Source organism: Streptomyces sp. McG3 (assembly GCF_018619185.1).
GTDB lineage: Bacteria > Actinomycetota > Actinomycetes > Streptomycetales > Streptomycetaceae > Streptomyces.
This window is the reverse complement of sequence record NZ_JAAXYC010000004.1, coordinates 49,904-64,953: the sequence shown is the minus strand read 5'-3', so window position 1 is coordinate 64,953 and position 15,050 is coordinate 49,904. Positions and strand designations below refer to the sequence as shown.

Annotated in this window: 15 protein-coding genes; 5 read left to right on the top strand and 10 right to left on the bottom strand. The window is 66.5% G+C overall.

Translation table 11 applies throughout. The features are described 5' to 3' along the window. Position 1: 1 nt before the first annotated feature. The 7 genes from HET64_RS01300 to HET64_RS01270 form a co-directional block, all read right to left on the bottom strand. Entirely contained in the window at positions 2–4,405 is a 4,404-nt protein-coding gene (locus tag HET64_RS01300) for an AAA domain-containing protein (protein WP_308369714.1), read from the bottom strand. Between the two features lie 387 nt (positions 4,406–4,792). After that, positions 4,793–5,623: a PIN domain-containing protein gene (locus HET64_RS01295; protein WP_215101298.1), complete on the bottom strand. Its 831-nt coding sequence runs from the start codon at positions 5,621–5,623 to the stop codon at positions 4,793–4,795. Between the two features lie 183 nt (positions 5,624–5,806). Next, positions 5,807–6,598, bottom strand: a complete 792-nt coding sequence (locus tag HET64_RS01290) for an ABC transporter permease (protein ID WP_215101296.1) — start codon at positions 6,596–6,598, stop codon at positions 5,807–5,809. Next, positions 6,595–7,602 carry an ATP-binding cassette domain-containing protein gene (locus tag HET64_RS01285; RefSeq protein ID WP_215101293.1) on the bottom strand — a complete coding sequence of 336 codons (1,008 nt, stop codon included), beginning with the start codon at positions 7,600–7,602 and terminating at the stop codon, positions 6,595–6,597. The genes HET64_RS01290 and HET64_RS01285 overlap by 4 nt, the downstream gene beginning before the upstream one ends. Positions 7,603–7,746: 144 nt before the next feature. Beyond that, positions 7,747–8,073 (bottom strand): DUF1048 domain-containing protein, encoded by a 327-nt coding sequence (locus HET64_RS01280; protein WP_215101291.1) that lies wholly within the window; start codon positions 8,071–8,073, stop codon positions 7,747–7,749. A gap of 1 nt (position 8,074) precedes the next feature. Further along, on the bottom strand, positions 8,075–8,431 hold the full coding sequence (locus HET64_RS01275) for a DUF1048 domain-containing protein (RefSeq protein ID WP_215101289.1): 357 nt from the start codon (positions 8,429–8,431) through the stop codon (positions 8,075–8,077). After that, positions 8,428–8,754: a PadR family transcriptional regulator gene (locus tag HET64_RS01270; protein ID WP_215101287.1), complete on the bottom strand. Its 327-nt coding sequence runs from the start codon at positions 8,752–8,754 to the stop codon at positions 8,428–8,430. The genes HET64_RS01275 and HET64_RS01270 overlap by 4 nt, the downstream gene beginning before the upstream one ends. 549 nt (positions 8,755–9,303) lie before the next feature. Between HET64_RS01270 and HET64_RS01265 the strand changes: the two genes are divergently transcribed. Further along, entirely contained in the window at positions 9,304–9,594 is a 291-nt protein-coding gene (locus HET64_RS01265) for a hypothetical protein (protein ID WP_215101286.1), read from the top strand. A gap of 21 nt (positions 9,595–9,615) precedes the next feature. Here the strand turns inward: HET64_RS01265 and HET64_RS01260 are convergent, their stop codons facing one another. Continuing rightward, positions 9,616–9,903: a hypothetical protein gene (locus HET64_RS01260; protein WP_215101284.1), complete on the bottom strand. Its 288-nt coding sequence runs from the start codon at positions 9,901–9,903 to the stop codon at positions 9,616–9,618. 54 nt (positions 9,904–9,957) lie between these two features. Here HET64_RS01260 and HET64_RS01255 point away from each other — a divergent pair, with 54 nt between their 5' ends. Further along, positions 9,958–10,692 carry a MerR family transcriptional regulator gene (locus tag HET64_RS01255; RefSeq protein WP_215101282.1) on the top strand — a complete coding sequence of 245 codons (735 nt, stop codon included), beginning with the start codon at positions 9,958–9,960 and terminating at the stop codon, positions 10,690–10,692. 459 nt (positions 10,693–11,151) lie between these two features. On the opposite strand, the gene HET64_RS01250 is transcribed toward HET64_RS01255, so the two are convergent. After that, positions 11,152–11,325: a hypothetical protein gene (locus tag HET64_RS01250; RefSeq protein ID WP_190009817.1), complete on the bottom strand. Its 174-nt coding sequence runs from the start codon at positions 11,323–11,325 to the stop codon at positions 11,152–11,154. Positions 11,326–11,567: 242 nt separating this feature from the next. Between HET64_RS01250 and HET64_RS01245 the strand changes: the two genes are divergently transcribed. From HET64_RS01245 to HET64_RS01235, 3 genes are read left to right on the top strand one after another with little or no spacing between them, the layout of a single operon-like run. Then, entirely contained in the window at positions 11,568–12,266 is a 699-nt protein-coding gene (locus tag HET64_RS01245) for a YitT family protein (RefSeq protein WP_215101280.1), read from the top strand. 16 nt (positions 12,267–12,282) lie between these two features. Next, positions 12,283–13,341, top strand: coding sequence for a ketoacyl-ACP synthase III family protein (locus HET64_RS01240; protein ID WP_190009753.1), 1,059 nt, complete (start codon positions 12,283–12,285; stop codon positions 13,339–13,341). Continuing rightward, on the top strand, positions 13,338–14,144 hold the full coding sequence (locus HET64_RS01235; protein WP_215101278.1) for a thioesterase II family protein: 807 nt from the start codon (positions 13,338–13,340) through the stop codon (positions 14,142–14,144). The genes HET64_RS01240 and HET64_RS01235 overlap by 4 nt, the downstream gene beginning before the upstream one ends. Positions 14,145–14,202: 58 nt before the next feature. On the opposite strand, the gene HET64_RS01230 is transcribed toward HET64_RS01235, so the two are convergent. Further along, on the bottom strand, positions 14,203–15,015 hold the full coding sequence (locus HET64_RS01230) for a cyclopropane-fatty-acyl-phospholipid synthase family protein (RefSeq protein WP_190009749.1): 813 nt from the start codon (positions 15,013–15,015) through the stop codon (positions 14,203–14,205). Positions 15,016–15,050 lie beyond the last annotated feature (35 nt).

The window sequence follows — 15,050 nt, the reverse complement described above, 5'->3', positions numbered from 1 at the left end:
GTCAGACTGCCTCACTGTCGTCATCCAGTTCACCGTCATAGGGATCTGCCTCTTCCTCTGCGGCCTCGGCTTCAGCCAGACCGACCGGCGCCCACACCGCCAGAGGTTCTGTGCCATCTGCGACTTTGTCTGATGCGGTATCCGGGTGAATTCTGAGGTCGGTCAAGCGTTTCCACAGAGGGGCCAGGGCGTCCTCCGGCGAGAGAGCAAAGGCGCTGCTGCGCACGCGCCAAAAGGTCCAGCCTGCGCGGCGTAGTTCTCGTTCGCGCTCCGCATCGTCGTGGATCTGTTGCCTCGTGGAGTGGTGGGGACTTCCGTCACACTCGACGGCGAGGCGTCCGTGGCCCCCGGTGACGACGAGGTCGATGCGCTTGCCGTTGACTTCCCATTGCGGCACTACGTCGTAGCCACGTTCCTTGATGCGTAGGTAGACGCGTTGCTCGAAGAGCGACTCGAAGGGGGCGCATAGCTGGTCTGGGGTGACGTTGGCCGGCTGGCGGGCGTGAGTGTAGGGCGGGGGCGGGTTTTGCATGTAGGTGAGCATGGAGCGGCGCAGGTCTTTGCTGCTCAGTTGGTCGACGGTCATCGAGTGGAAGAGCCACATCTGGTCGCGAGCTCGGCTGGCTGCGACATTGAAGCGCCGTTCATGGCTGCGCCCAGTTGCCGCGATGACGTTGGCGCCGTCGACGACCATGGAGAGCAGGATGACGTCGCGTTGGTCGCCTTGGAATTCCTCAGGAGTACCGACCAGGATGTTGTGGCGCTCGCGGGCCGGCATGTCGATGCGCATGTCGACGAGGTCTTGTACGAGCCGGCTCTGGGCGCCTTGGCGCAGGATGATGACACCTAGGCTGCGGTCGGCGTAGGCCGGGTCTTGGGTGAGGCGGCAGAGCTGGTCAACGACTGCTTCTGCTTCGGGGCGGTTGATCAGCTTATCTCTGCGTCCTTCACAGTGGCCTTCTGGTACGTGGACGACTTTCAGCGGGGAGAGCCGGTCCGAGCCGTGCTGACGCAGCGGGATGAGCTCGTTGTCGGGGTAGAACTGCATGGAGGACCACTTGATGATTTCGGGCATGCAGCGAAAGTGTTCGGTGAGACGGACCACTTCGGTGAAGCGTGAGGAAAGCAGCTCGTACAGGTTGGATTTGGGGTCGAAGCCTTCGCGCTGCCAGGGTTCAAGTGCATCCATGCGTTCGTCGAAAATTTGAGTGATCCGGTCATGTTTGCTGCCGGTGTAGTAGGGCGCGCACTGGCGGTCGTCCCCGACGACGATGATCCGCGGGGCGAGCCACAGCAGCAGGAGGCCGTTCAGACCGACCTGGCTGGCTTCGTCGACGATCACAACATCGAAGGAGTCTCGTTCCGGGCTGATCGTCTCGGCTACCTGCCTGAGTGGCATGATCCATGCGGGGACCGCGCCCTGAGCTGTCTGCATGGCTGAGCGCGCGTGTCGTTGGTGGCGTTTTCCGTAGTCCGTTGTCCCTTGGCCGGCATTGGCTATGGCGCTGGCGTAAGCGGCCAGGGCTTGTTTGTGTTTCGTGGTCATGCGGCTCACGCAGTGCAAAGCCGCTCGGTCGCACACCAGGCCCTCTACAAGGTCGTGGAGTCTGCCTTCGATCTGCGCCAGCTCCCCTTCGAGCTGTTCTTCACGACCGGGGAGAAGAACGGTGTCGAGGAAGTCCTGTGCTTGCCGCCAGGCCCACGCGTGGGGGAAAGCAGCGAATCGGTCACGCCAGTGCCCTGCCAGAGGGTCGGAGGCGAACACCTGCGCCAACTCAGCGTGAGCTTCGCTCAGACGCTGGAACAGTTTTCCTGTCTCTCGGCGGTCCGCTTCACGCTGGTACGCCAGCGTCAATGCTTGCACTGCGTTGGCATAGGCCTGGGAGTCGCGGGCAGCTACGGCATCAGCTGCCTGGCGAAGCTCCTGAACGCCTTGAGCTTGTGGCTGAGGAAGGCTAGTGAGAAGCTCGTTGAGCTGGCGGTCTGCGGCTTCGACCCGTAACAGGTTCCGGGCCTGTGCAGTAGCTCGTCGGACGTTCTGCCACTGATCGATTGTGGTGACAGGTACTGGGATACCGTTGGTGAGCAGCCTCGTGTGGACTTGGCGGATTGCCGCGACGCAGCAGTCGATGGCCTGCAGCAAGGAAGCTCTGTCCAGGAGTTCGGAGAACAGTAACTCTGGTGTGTTCTTCTCGACGTCCCATCCGACCCCTGCCCAGCGGCTGCGCAAAGTACGGATATGGGAGCGCATCTCCAGATGGCGCACCACCGCGGTAACTTGCTCTCGGTTGGCGGGTGCCATGCCTTCGACTCGGCATTGTTCGAGTAGGACCCGGGCTTGTTTGAGGACAGCTGGCCGGGGCCATCTCTTGTTCAGTTGACCGTTTCCCAGGAGGTACTTCTCAACGTCTCGGCTGCTTACCAGTAGTTCTCGTTCTTCGCCTTCGGGTAGCTGGGGCACTTCCACATTCAGGAAGGAGGCGTTCGCGATCTCTTGTTGGGTCTGTTGGGCTCGCTTTGAGGCGTTGCGGATGCTGTCCCACATCTGTTGCGAGCGTCGTGCGATGCCGTCCTCAAGCGCGCGAGTGGGCCAGCTCTCCTCTTGCCACGCTGCAGGGTCTGCGGACATCCCCATGTCTTGAAGGGCCTGCTGGGCTTGCTCCAGTAGGCCTTCCGTCACCGCAAGCTCCACATCACCGTGTTCGGCCAGAGCCTGGGCGAGTGGCGTTGCGGGCTCCAATCCGAGGGCTGTGTTAGCTGCCTCTATGTCCCTGATGCGGCCTGAGACCTCTTCGGGGTCGGGCAAGGTGCCTGGATCGGGGCAGTACTGAATGTGAGCATCGAGGATCTCCGGGCCGTGCTGGGTCACCAGCAGCCATAGCCGCTGAGCCTCGTCAGTATCCAATGGTGGCAGTTGCCCTGGTTGTGCAGGCAGCGGCGGCAGCCACTGGTAATCAGCATTGCCCCGTTCGGCCGTCTGCACAATCTCGTCGAGGCGGCCGCGGTATCCCGGTGCGATCTCGGGGTGCTCATACCACTCCACTTCCCGTACCGCTCTCAGACGTTCTCGCAGCTTGGCCCGTTCAGCCAGAAGTTGGTGCCGCTGAGCCTGCTGGGTCTCGATGTGCTGCTGAAGCCGCTCAGTGTTCGTGGTCGCGCTCAGGTGGGCCAGAGCTCCGAGCGACTGGCGCAGATCGGAGCTGCCGCCCTGCCACTGATCGCGCTGGAGCACGCACATGCTGCGCAGTTTGGGCGGTAGTTGGTCGATCAGTACCTTGAGAGCTTGTCCCTTTTCGCTGGTGACCAAGACTCTCTTGCCATCCGCGAGAAGCGCCGCGATGAGATTGCTGATCGTGTGGGTCTTTCCGGTGCCTGGCGGGCCTTGGACCACCACGCTGGTGTCGTGCTGCAGTCTGTCCAGCACGTCCAGCTGGGCCGCGTTGGTGAGCATGGGGAATAGCGGTTCCGGGCCCAGTGCCGGAGGGACGGGACCCTTACTACTCCCCCAGGCGGTGCGTTGCTCGGGTTCGAGGTCGTACAGCAGCTGCGCCAGCCCCAAAGGCGCCTGCGCTCCGGGACGCTTCAAGACTCGCGCGATACTTTCGAAGAAACCGAGTACCGAGCGCTGGCCATGTTCGCGCAGGACGATCGCCGGCGCATGATGCAGTGACCGTGCCTGGGGGTCCGCGGTGAGGTCAGGGTGCCCGCTGCCGGAGTCGAACGGAAGTGTTCGCTCGACACCGAAGGCACGCTGGGCCCATGAGCGCACGGCCTCAGACGCCCGGTCTGACAAGGGGTGGAAGGCGGCTTCCTCCACCTCAGAACGTACGACCCCCAGTAGTTCCGAGGTGTAGCCATCGGACTCGCTGAGAAACTCGGTATCTTCCAGGCGACCTGACTGACCCGGCACCAGAGACACCGTGACGTTGACTGAATTCGGATCAACCGTAAGGGTGACAGGAACCGTCACAATGTGCCTGCGTACCCGAGCCGAAGCTCGCTCGGCTCCTACTTGCAGGAGGCCTACGGCCAGGATGGTTTCGAAGGCGTCACCGTCCTGTTGGATCTTCTTGGCAATCCGATACAGCTGCTGGTGCAGACGGCGGTGAGACGCAGCCGCTAGCTCTTCCCGCGCCCATCGCTTCCATCGGCCGACCCAGCCCTCGTAGGCCTTACGCACATCTGAGCTGCCGACATCCAATGCCTTCGGATCATCGGCCTCGTCAGTGACGGGGTCTGTCCGTTCACTGAACATTGCCGTGTCGTCGAGCAGCTCGGGAGGCTCCGCGGCGGCGGTCGCTGCAGCCTCGACTGATACGCGGCCCTGCAGAACTGCCGGCAACCGTGGCGCGTCCAAGGGTGGATGGTGCTTCACCACCATGATGCGGGAGTCGGCGTCCTTCACGGGCCGGACGAGTCCCTCTGGAACATCTGCAAGCCACACCGTTTCGGGGTACTTGCTGCAGTTCCTGACAGGCCGGTAAGCGCCTCGCACCAACTCCTGCAGGCAGTCGACCAACACGCGCGTGTCACGGACAGCCTTGGGATCGCTGCTGTCGCGTACTGCCGGGCGTACCATCAAATCCCCCAAACGCCCGCCACCGTGGCAAGCCTTCCAGGATCCATGAGCGCTACGACTTAGGCAATGTGGCAGACCTCAGCTACGACGTCTTTCAGACAGGCATCGGATCATTGCCCGCCCCGATCGGCCACCCCTGAGGTAGCAGGCGGGCAGCTACTTCAGGAGCACCGCCGAGCACGAACGCGAGAAGACTCACCCCGGCCCCCAAGGTCACCTCTTCTCCGGCTCCGGGCCCGTACCCGCATCCGTCCGCAGCTTCAGCACCGGCAAGTTCGCCCACTTCGCCCGCATCGCCATTCCTGTGTCATACGTGACCAACTGCGCTGCCCCGGCCGCGATCGCGTGCACGGCGAGGGCCCGGTCCACGATCTCGTCATCCTCGTCCGGCAGGCGCACATGCCCCGGGTTGTCGAAGAGCACCTCGACCTTCACCCGCCCCAGGCGCTCATTGCTATCCAGGAGCCGGTCCAGCACCGCGAGGCTGTACCCGGCCCGCCACCGGACCTGCTTATCCCTCGACTCCTTCAGGCGGTCCAGCTCGTCGACGACCACCATCGGCACCGTCACCCGAACCGCTTCAGCTCCAGCGCCCGCCAGCACAAAGAAGTCAGTGTCCTCCAGCTTCGTCTCATGCTTGATGAACACACTGGTGTCGAGCACAAGCACGGAAGTCGTAGCCGGCCAACGCAGCATCTGCCGTTGGAAGGCACCCACCGCCGCCTCCAGAGCGACTACGCGCTCCCTAACCTCGTTGGCGAGGAGCCCGTTCACCAACCGCTGCTGGTCACTGCCTGCCAGATGCCCCACACCATCCAACAGGGACTGATACATCCGAGTCCTGATCAGACGATCGATGTCGCTCGCACTGATCTGGCCGACCAACAGGCGCAGGGAATCGTTGGCCCACTCCAGGTAAGCCAGGAGACGGCCGTAGGCGGAGCTGTGGTGCTGCGAGTCCAGGTTTCCCGCGGCAACAAAGACGGATCGCAAAGCGCTGAGCACGTTGTCCCGGTGGGTTCCGGGTATCGGAGTGACGATCATCAGCGGATGATGTCAGGCCAACACGACCGCTGCAGAAATTTCCTGACATTCCCGCCCGGCATCCGGGAGCGCAGACCCGCTTTCCGGCTCTAGGCATGCTCCGCAGTTGTCTAGGTTGCTGACCCTCGACTCCACCAAACTCCGTTAAGGCAACCCGAGGATAGAGCCAGTCAACGAACCCCGCTAGTTCGGGTCGCGGTTGAACTGCGCTGTCGACCAGCGGTACCCGAGTGCGGTCAGGCCGGCGCACCAGGCGATCGTGAGCCAGCCGTTGTTACCGATCTCGGTGCCGAGGAGAAGACCGCGGAGGGTTTCGATGGCGGGGGTGAAGGGCTGGTACTCGGCGATCGGCTGGAACCATCCCGGCATGGTCGCCGCGGGGATGAAGGCGCTGGAGATGAGGGGCAGGAGGATCAGGGGCATCGCCATGTTTCCGGCCGCCTCGGGGTTGGGGCTGGCCGCGCCCATCGCGACCGCGATCCAGGTCAGTGCCAGGGCGAACAGCGTTACCAGCCCGAGTGCCGCGGCCCACTCCAGCAGGGTGGCGTCCGTGGTGCGAAAGCCGATCGCCACCCCGACCGCGCCGACCAGGACCACGCTCATCACGCACTGCAGCACGCCGCCGACGACATGCCCCACCAGCAGAGAACCCCGGTAGATCGCCATGGTGCGGAAGCGGGCGGTGAGGCCCTCGGTCATGTCCGAACAGACGGACACCGCGGCTCCGATCACGGTGCTGCCCACGGTCATCAACAGCAGACCGGGGACGATATAAGCAATGTATTCGGAGCGGTCCGCGCCACCGCCACCGATGCCCGCGCTCATCACGTCGCCGAAGATGTAGACGAAGAGCAGCAGCATCATGATGGGTGTGAGCAGCAGGTTCAGGGTCCCGGACGGGTAGCGCCAGGCGTGCAGGAGATTGCGGCGCAGCATCGTTCTCGAGTCGCGTGCAGCAAGGTAAAGGCTGCTCATCGGGCGTTCTCCTTGGGCTGGTTGTTCTGGGCCGGGACGGTGGAGGCGGTGAGGGCGAAGAAGACGTCGTCGAGGTCGGGGGTGTGGACGGTGAGTTCGTCGGCTTCGACACCGGCCGAGTCCAGCCAGTCGAGGATGGAGCGCAGTTCGCGCTGGCTGCCGTCGCTGGGGATCTGCAGCGCCAGCGCGTCGTCGTCGCGGGCGGCCTCGCCCAGGGCGGAGGCGGCGGACCGGTAGGCGCCCGGGTCGGTGAAGCGGAGCTTGACGTGTCCGCCGGGGACGATCCGCTTGAGCTCTTCGGCGGTGCCCTCGGCGGCGATCTTTCCGTCGTTGAGGACGGCGATGCGGTCGGCGAGTTCGTCGGCCTCTTCCAGGTACTGGGTGGTGAGGAAGACGGTCACACCGTCGGTGACCAGCTCGCGGATGATGCCCCACATGGTGTGGCGGGAGCGGGGGTCGAGGCCGGTGGTCGGTTCGTCGAGGAAGATGATGCGGGGCCCGCCGACCAGGGTCATGGCGATGTCGAGGCGGCGCTTCATCCCGCCGGAGTAGGTCGAGGCGGGCTTCTTGGCCGCGTCCACCAGGTCGAAGCGCTCCAGGAGTTTGGCGGTGACGCGTCGTCCTTCGGCCTTGGGCAGGTGGTGGAGGTCGGCCATGAGGAGCATGTTCTCCTCGCCGGTGATCAGCCCGTCGACGGCGGAGAACTGCCCCGTGACACCGATCGCGGCCCGCACGGACTGCGGATCGGTGGCCAGATCGTGTCCGGCGACGCTCAGTTCACCGGAGTCGGCGGTGATGAGGGTGGAGAGGATCTTGACGGCGGTGGTCTTGCCAGCGCCGTTCGGGCCGAGCAGGGCGAAGACCGTGCCCGCCGGGACGGTCAGGTCGATACCGTCCAGGACGGTCTTGTCACCGTAGGACTTGCGGAGCCCGACGGCGGAGAGTGCGGTCGGCGCCGGGTGACCGTCGCCCTTTCTTGATGCGGGCATGACAGATGAAGGCATGTGGTTTCCTGATCGGTCAGGGGAATCGGCTACGTCGGCGCACAGGATTGCGGCACCACGCGGTGGGCTCGGACCACGTCTGATCGCGTTGTTCCGAGGCTGAGGAATCACGTGCGGGGCAGGCCCGCCGGAGCGAGGCGGGGCCTACTTTTCAGTGGTGCCAGATGCCCTACTGGCGGACTCTTGATAGATGTCCGCGTAGGTACCAGAGTCCTTGATCAAGCCGTCACAGAAGGCGGCGACATCCGTGCCGATCAGTTGCAGGACCCCCTTGCCCGCAGCGACGCCCTCCTCGAAGAAATCGACGATCCCGGGGAGCAGAGGTCCGTCGGGCAGGTCGACCGGTCCGACTTTGAAGAAGTACTTCTGCATTTCCTGGTAGACGATCCGGTAGTCGGGCGGAAGTGTCATGACGCGAGCCGTGTGCGCGCGCCACTGCTTCTTGCCTTCGATGATGTCCTGGATGCCCACGTCAGCCTCCCAGCCGGTTCAGTTTCCTTGCGACGTTCCGGTTCAACTGCTCACGCCACCGGTCGCGGTAGGTTCGCGCGCCTTCGCCACCGACCAACGCCGCGCAGAATCCCTGGATATCGTCGCCGAGCACTTCCTTGGCGCTCTGCCCGTCCGCAGCTGTTTCTTCGAGGAGCCCCAGCGCGGAATCCAGGATCGGCATCACATTGCGGCCGGTGAAGTTGCCGTGGGGCAGGAGGTGGACCTTGATCTGCCCCCACGCCTCCCGGTGGTCGTCCGGCAGAGCCGCAGCCCTGACTTCGAACGCCTTCCACTCCCTCGTGAGATCGCTGCCGGTGATGGTCTCCCAGAAGTTCATCGCCCGCCCTCCTTGAGCTTGTCGATGCGTGTTGAGACGTACTGCCACTTCGCCCAGAACGTCGCGAGTTCCTCACGGCCGGCGTCGTTGAGCGCGTAGAACTTGCGCGGCGGACCGACCCCGGACGGCCGTTTCGTCACCTGGACGAGCTTGTTCCTCTCCAGCCGCAGCAGGATGGTGTACACCGTCCCCTCGATGACGTCACCGAAGCCGAGGTCGTTCAGTTGGCGAGTGATGGCGTACCCGTAGGTTTCCTCGCGGTCGATGATTTCGAGCACGCATCCTTCGAGCGTGCCCTTCAACATCTCCGTCAGGCCGTCCATGGCGGAGCCCTCCTCACCCGCTCGGTACTCCGTAGTACCGAGTACCACTACACAGTATCACCGAGTACCGGTGATACGAAGGACTCGTCTGCATCAGGGGTACTCCCGGGGGCCAAGCGGGCGGGGACGGTGCGCGGGCAGGACCGGGCCGACGCCGTGAAGATCGACGCCTGCTTCACCGCGGGCGTCATGGGCCTGTCGCTGCTGCCCCGCCTCGCCCGGGACTTCGAACATCGCGTCACCGATACCGAAGTGGAGAAATTGCGCGACGGTTCCTCCGTGACACCGCCAGCCGCACCATCCGGTTCGTCACCGACGAATCCGGCAGCAACGCCCAAACATCCAGTTCGAGTGGATCCGACGTGTCAAAGGCCACCGTGTACCGGTACATGAGGCTACTGGCTGACGGCAGCGCGCTGGAGGTCGAGGGCGAGCAGCGGGCGCCGGGAGGCTGTTGGGCGGCTCTATCGGCTGCGGCGCGAGCGGGCCGTGATCGGCGCCGACACAGCTGCCCCGGTTCCGGCCGAAGGGCACCGGCAGGTGTTCGCCGTGGCGATGGCGACCCTGCTGGCCGAGTTCATTGCCCACCTCGACCGACCTGGTGCCGATCCGGCCGCCGATCTGGTGGGCTGTCGCCGGCACCTGATGTGGCTCAGCCGGGACGAACTCACTTCGTTGATCGGCGAGATGCGTGACGTCTTGGTGCGCCGGATCACCAACGAGCCCTCGCCCGAGCGCAGCCGCTATCTGATCAGCCCGGCCCCTTTCCCCGCCGAGGAGTCCCCCGTCGCGAACAGCGAGGGACAAGGCAGGCCCTTCGGTTGCGAGCGGGCGGAATGAGAAGCGCTGCGACGGCAGATCCTAGAGGTCCGGGAGGTCCGCGGGCGCCTTCAGCAGCCGGTCCAGCTCCTGCCCGGCCCCGTCGTAACCGGCGTCCGAGATCCGCTGCAGTTCGCGCAGATCACCGCCGGCCACCGCTCGTCGGGTGAGCAGGAGACCGGCGCGCGGGGCCCCCTCGTCCAGGAGTTCGCTCAGCTCATCGAGGTCGTCGGCTGCGTCGGCGAGGTCGGCCAGACGGTCCAGGGCGATTTCGTTGCCCTCGTCGGCCAGCTCGCGCAGGGTGTCCCAGTCGAAGTTCGTGTTCGGCATGACGCCATGCTGCACCCCTGCCCCAAGGGAAGGGTCAAGTGGGACGATGGCCTGGTGATCACCATTGGACAGCTGGCCAGGTCCGTCGGGGTGTCGGTGAAGACCGTCCGCGTCTATCACGACAAGGGACTGCTCCCCGAGCCGGGGCGCGACGCGTCCGGCTACAGGCGGTACGGCGCGGACGACGCCATCGACCTGATCAAGATCCGTACGCTCGCCGAGGCCGGTGTCCCACTGGCCCGCATCCGGGACCTGCGAGCAGCGGACGATGCGTCCTTCCAGCAGGCTCTCGGGCAGATTGACGACGAGCTCACCGACCGCATCCGTGACCTGCGGGCCACTCGGGACCGTCTGCGCCGGCTCGCCGCCGGACGTCTGGCGCCGCTGCCGGAGGATGTCGGAAGTCATCTGGAGCAGCTGGCCCGCTGGGGGTTCACGCAGGCCTGGGTAGATCTGCAACGCGACCTGTGGATCCTCGCGTTCGCCACCCACCCGGACCATGCGTTCACGCTGTTCCGCGACCAGGCCGGGATGCTGGCGAACCCCGCGCTGCGGCAGCTCTTCCTTGCCTACGACCAGGCGCGCGGCCTCGACGCCGACGACCCTCGCGTCGACGACCTCGCCGACCGCATCGTCGGGGCGACCCTGGAGCGCTACGGGCCGGACGGACTGCCCGAGCTGGACGACGGGACCTCCGAGATCCCCGCCCTCATCCAGGGCACGGTCAACGCGTCGTCCCCGGCGTGGCGACGACTCGACACTCTCATCCGGGCACGACTGGGCCGATGACCCGGCGACGGGGCCGGGGCGAGTGAAGATGCCCGGACGGCGTCGAGACCCGGTCAGGCTTCGAGCCGGGCCGCCAGTCCGTCGAGGACCCGTTCGAGCCCGTACGTGAAGTCGTCGTCGCGGATCTGCCGCGGGTGCGCGTCCTGTCGGGCGGAGCTCGCTTCCCGCAGCGGGGGGGTAAGTCCGCGAGGCCTCGTCGAGCCGGGCGCACCTCCGCCACCCACTCCTACACGGACATCGGCCGTTTCCTACGGATCGCTGATGCTCCCGGCCCCCGGCCCCCGGCTCCTCGGACACCAACACCGAGCCCGGAAGCGACGAGCTTCTCACGGCATCGGAGCGCCGAGGCAGGGAGTGGCCGGCCTGGTCGGCTGCCGGCAGCATGCCGTCCGGCTCAGCCCCGGGAAACTGCGCGGAGTGAGCGGCAGAAGGCGGGAAGGACCGCCCAACGCCTGGCTCTCAAGGCCGGTAGACGAGCTCGGTGAGGAACGCGGCGATCATGGCCCAGACACCGACGCCGACCATCCACATGGTGCTCGACAGCGCACCGGCTGTGATGGCTGCCAGGCCGACGAGACCCGACACCCGCACGGCTACGAGCACGCCGCGATCCGGACCCCAGGTATCTCTCATGGGACCACCTTGTCGGCCGCCCACGGCAAACACCACGGAGCACGCGAATCACTGTCGGAATTCTGACGGCGGTGCCGTGCCCGCCTACCCGGAGGCACCGCGGCCCCCGCTCGGTCGAGTCTGGGGTGCGTGCTGGGGGTGCTACCGGGGCGATCGTCCCCCTGGACCGGCCAGGCTCGCCGACAGGGCGCGGCGCGTCCGCCGCTCCCTCCCTCCACCGTCAGTCTCACTCGGGAGTCCGCATGAATGATGCGTCACGCCATCGCGGCGCCGGCTCACGCCTCCGCGTCCACCTGGCGGAGCGCCGAACCCGCTACGGCGTCTACCTGGCCGGGTGCTTCTCCTTCTCCCTCGGCGCGGCGTTCTTCATCAACGCGGATCTGGGTACCGACCCTCTGGACGTGTTCGCGCTCGGGCTGCTGGAGCACGTTCCGCTGACCATCGGAATCGCCCAGGCCCTCGTGGCGGTGGTCTGCCTCGTGATCTGGGCCTGCTGGAACCGCAGACGGCCTCCGCTGTCGCCCTTCTTCACCTTCTTCCTCTGCGGCAGCATGATCGACGTGCTGCGCGCCACCGGACTCGCCGGCCACATACCCGTCACGGACGTCGCCCTCATGCTGGCCGGGGTCCTTCTGTGCACCTACGGATCGGCCCTGATCATCATGAGCGGGGTGGGCATCCGCGCGATGGACCTGGTGGCCATCAGCATGGTCCACCGGTGGGGCTGGCCCTTCTGGGTGGCCAAGGGAAGCCTGGAGCTGATTCTTCTGGGATCGGGATACCTCATGGGCGGGCCGACCGGGGTGGGCACGGTCTGCTTCCTGGTCCTCGTCGACACCCTCATCCAGCCCTGCATGTGGCTCAACGCCCGGCTGTTCTCGATGCAGAACCACGGGCTCGCCAAGTCCAGCGCGGTTTCCCCGGTCCACGCCTCCACCTAACGCAAAGGTTCCCGTCATGCTCTTCGACAACCTCTACCTCGCCGGGATGGGCGCCTACCTGCCCGAACGGGTCACCACCGCACAGGCCGTCGCGGACGGCCGGTACGACGCCGATGAGGCGGCCGCCCTGGGCTGGGCCTCCGTCGCGGTCGCCGGCGACGTCCCCGCGCCGGACATGGCCGTCAGGGCGGCCAAGGACGCCTTGGCGGTCTCCGGGCACGACACGCGGGACGTGGCCGTGCTGATGCACGCCACGTGCAACCACCAGGGCCCGGACATGTGGTCCCCGCAGCACTACATCCTCCGCAACACCGTGGGCGGCCATGTCCCGGCCGTGGAGATCCGCCAGGGCTGCAACGGGTTCCTGGCGGCCATGGAGCTCGCCGGGTGCTGGCTCGGGGCGTGCGGCGACCGCGTCGCGGCACTGGTCACGTCCGCGGACAACTGGGGCGACCCGCTGGTGGACCGCTGGCGCGCCACTCCGGGAGGGCTGTTCGGCGACGCCGCGACCGCCGTGGTCCTGTCACGGGAGCAGGGGTTCGCCCGGCTGCTGAATGTGCGCGCCACGTCTCTTCCGGACCTGGAGGAGCTGAACCGCGGCGGCGAACCGCTCTTCCCGCCCGGATGTACGACCGGCCGCCGGGTCGATCTGCGGGAGAGGGCTGCCACGTACCAGGGAGGACAGGACGTGGTCCGGGCCGGAGCCCTGATGGGCGAGACGCAGCGGACGCTGATCCTGGAGACGCTGGAGGAAGCGGGGCTGGGAGTCGGGGACATCACCCGGGTCGCCCACCAGTTCGTGGGGGATCGCGGTGTGTTGCAGCGGCTCCTGGAACCGTTCGGCGAGAACGCCGCCGACCTCGGGGTGTGGGACTTCGGGCGGTCCATGGGCCACACCGGGGCCAACGACCAGACGAGCGGGCTGTTCCACCTCCTCACCACCGGCCAGTTGGCGGGGGGAGACCGCGTGCTCCTGCTCGGCGCCGGCGCCGGAATCGCCTTCTCCTGTGCGATTGTCGAGATCATCGACATCCCCGCCTGGGCCGGTGGCCCCGAGCCCCACCACGCGGCATGAACGGTCCGGCGGACGGCCTCGCCGTCCGGCCGGACCGGTGGATCGTCCGGCCGGCGGTCCCGCGGAAGAATGACCGGGACCTCCGGACCGGCCCCCTGCTCCGCCTGGTCTGCGTGCCCTACGCGGGTGGTGGCGCGTCGGTCTACCGACGCTGGGGGCATGCCCTGCTCCCGGCGGTCGAGCCCTGGGCGCTGCGTCTGCCCGGCCACGACGCGCGGATGGCGGAACCTCTCGCCACCGACCTGGTGTCCGTGGCGGCCGACGCCGCTGCGGCACTGGTCGCACTCGGTCCGGGCCCGTACGCGCTCTTCGGCCACAGTCTCGGGGCGTTCCTCGCCTTCGAGATCGCCCGGGCGCTCCGGGACCGGTGGGACACGGAGCCCACGTTTCTCGCTGTCGGCGGACGCAACGCTCCACACCTCGGGGCATCCGGCGTGGCGATGAGTCATCTCCCGGACGACGAGTACCTGGACCTGCTGGACCAGAGGTTCGGTGCGATTCCGAAGGTCATCCGCGAGGACGCCCAGATGCGAGACCTGTATCTCCCGATCCTGCGGGCCGACGTCACCATGCTGGAGACGTACGCCCACCGCCCGGGAAGACCGTTGTGCTGCCCGATCCTCGCCCTCGGCGGGGAGGACGACCCCGAGACGTCCGTCGGCTCCCTGGCCGCCTGGGGCGCGCACACCACCGCCGGCTGCACCACCGTCATGCTGCCCGGGGGCCACTTCTTCCTGGAGACCCAGCGTGAACAGCTGCTCCAGCTGCTGTCCGCGGAGCTGCTGGCCACGCTCGTGCCCTGACGGCCCGGACAGCGCTCGTGTGCGGGGTGTCACTGCCACCCCGCACACGAGCGGAGCCTCAGCGGCGTTCCGCGGTGATCAGGACGTAGCCGAGGCCGGGTGTGTAGAAGGTGTTCACCTCGGGGTCGAGCAGCGCCTCGACCACGCTCTCCCCCGCTATACGCACCCACTCGTCCCGGTGAGCGAGCATTTGCGTGCGGAGCGCCGTCCGGACCTCCTCGGGCACATGGATGTGTTCGGTCACGTCCTGGACGTCCACCACGTCGAACCCCTCCGCCTCCAGGAGAGGCGTGTAGGCGTCGAGTTCGATCGCTGTGACCAGCGGGTGTATGCCGGACCAGTCGTTTCCCGGTTCGTGGAACATGTCGGCGACGGCCAGTCGGCCTCCGGGACGCAGCACCCTGGCGGTCTCCCTGAGCGCACGCGCCTTGTCGGGCATGTGGATCAGTGACTCGAAGAGCCAGGCGCCGTCGAAGGAGGCGTCCTTGTACGGCAGCTTCTGGGCGTCGGCTCGCTCGAACCGGACACGATCGTCCATTTTCCGTTCGCGCGCCGTGGCGGTGGCCCGCTCGATCTGACGGGGACTCACCGTGACACCCAGGATCTCCACGTCGAAGGCCTCGGCGAGGGTGAACGCCGGCTGGCCGATACCGCAGCCGATGTCCAGGATGCGCTGGCCCGGCGCGGGGTCGAGCCGGGCCATCATGAGTTCGGTGAGCCTCGCGGTGGCCTCCTGGAACGAACGGCGGTCGTTCTGGTCCTCCCAGTAGCCAAGGTGCAGGTTGCTGTCGTTGATACGGGCGTGGAACTCGCTGAACTCGTCGTAGAGTTCGGCGACACCGTCGATGTTGGACTCGGGATCGTTCGGCATTCGGCTCTCCGTGGTTCGGTGGTGGCGGCTCTCGC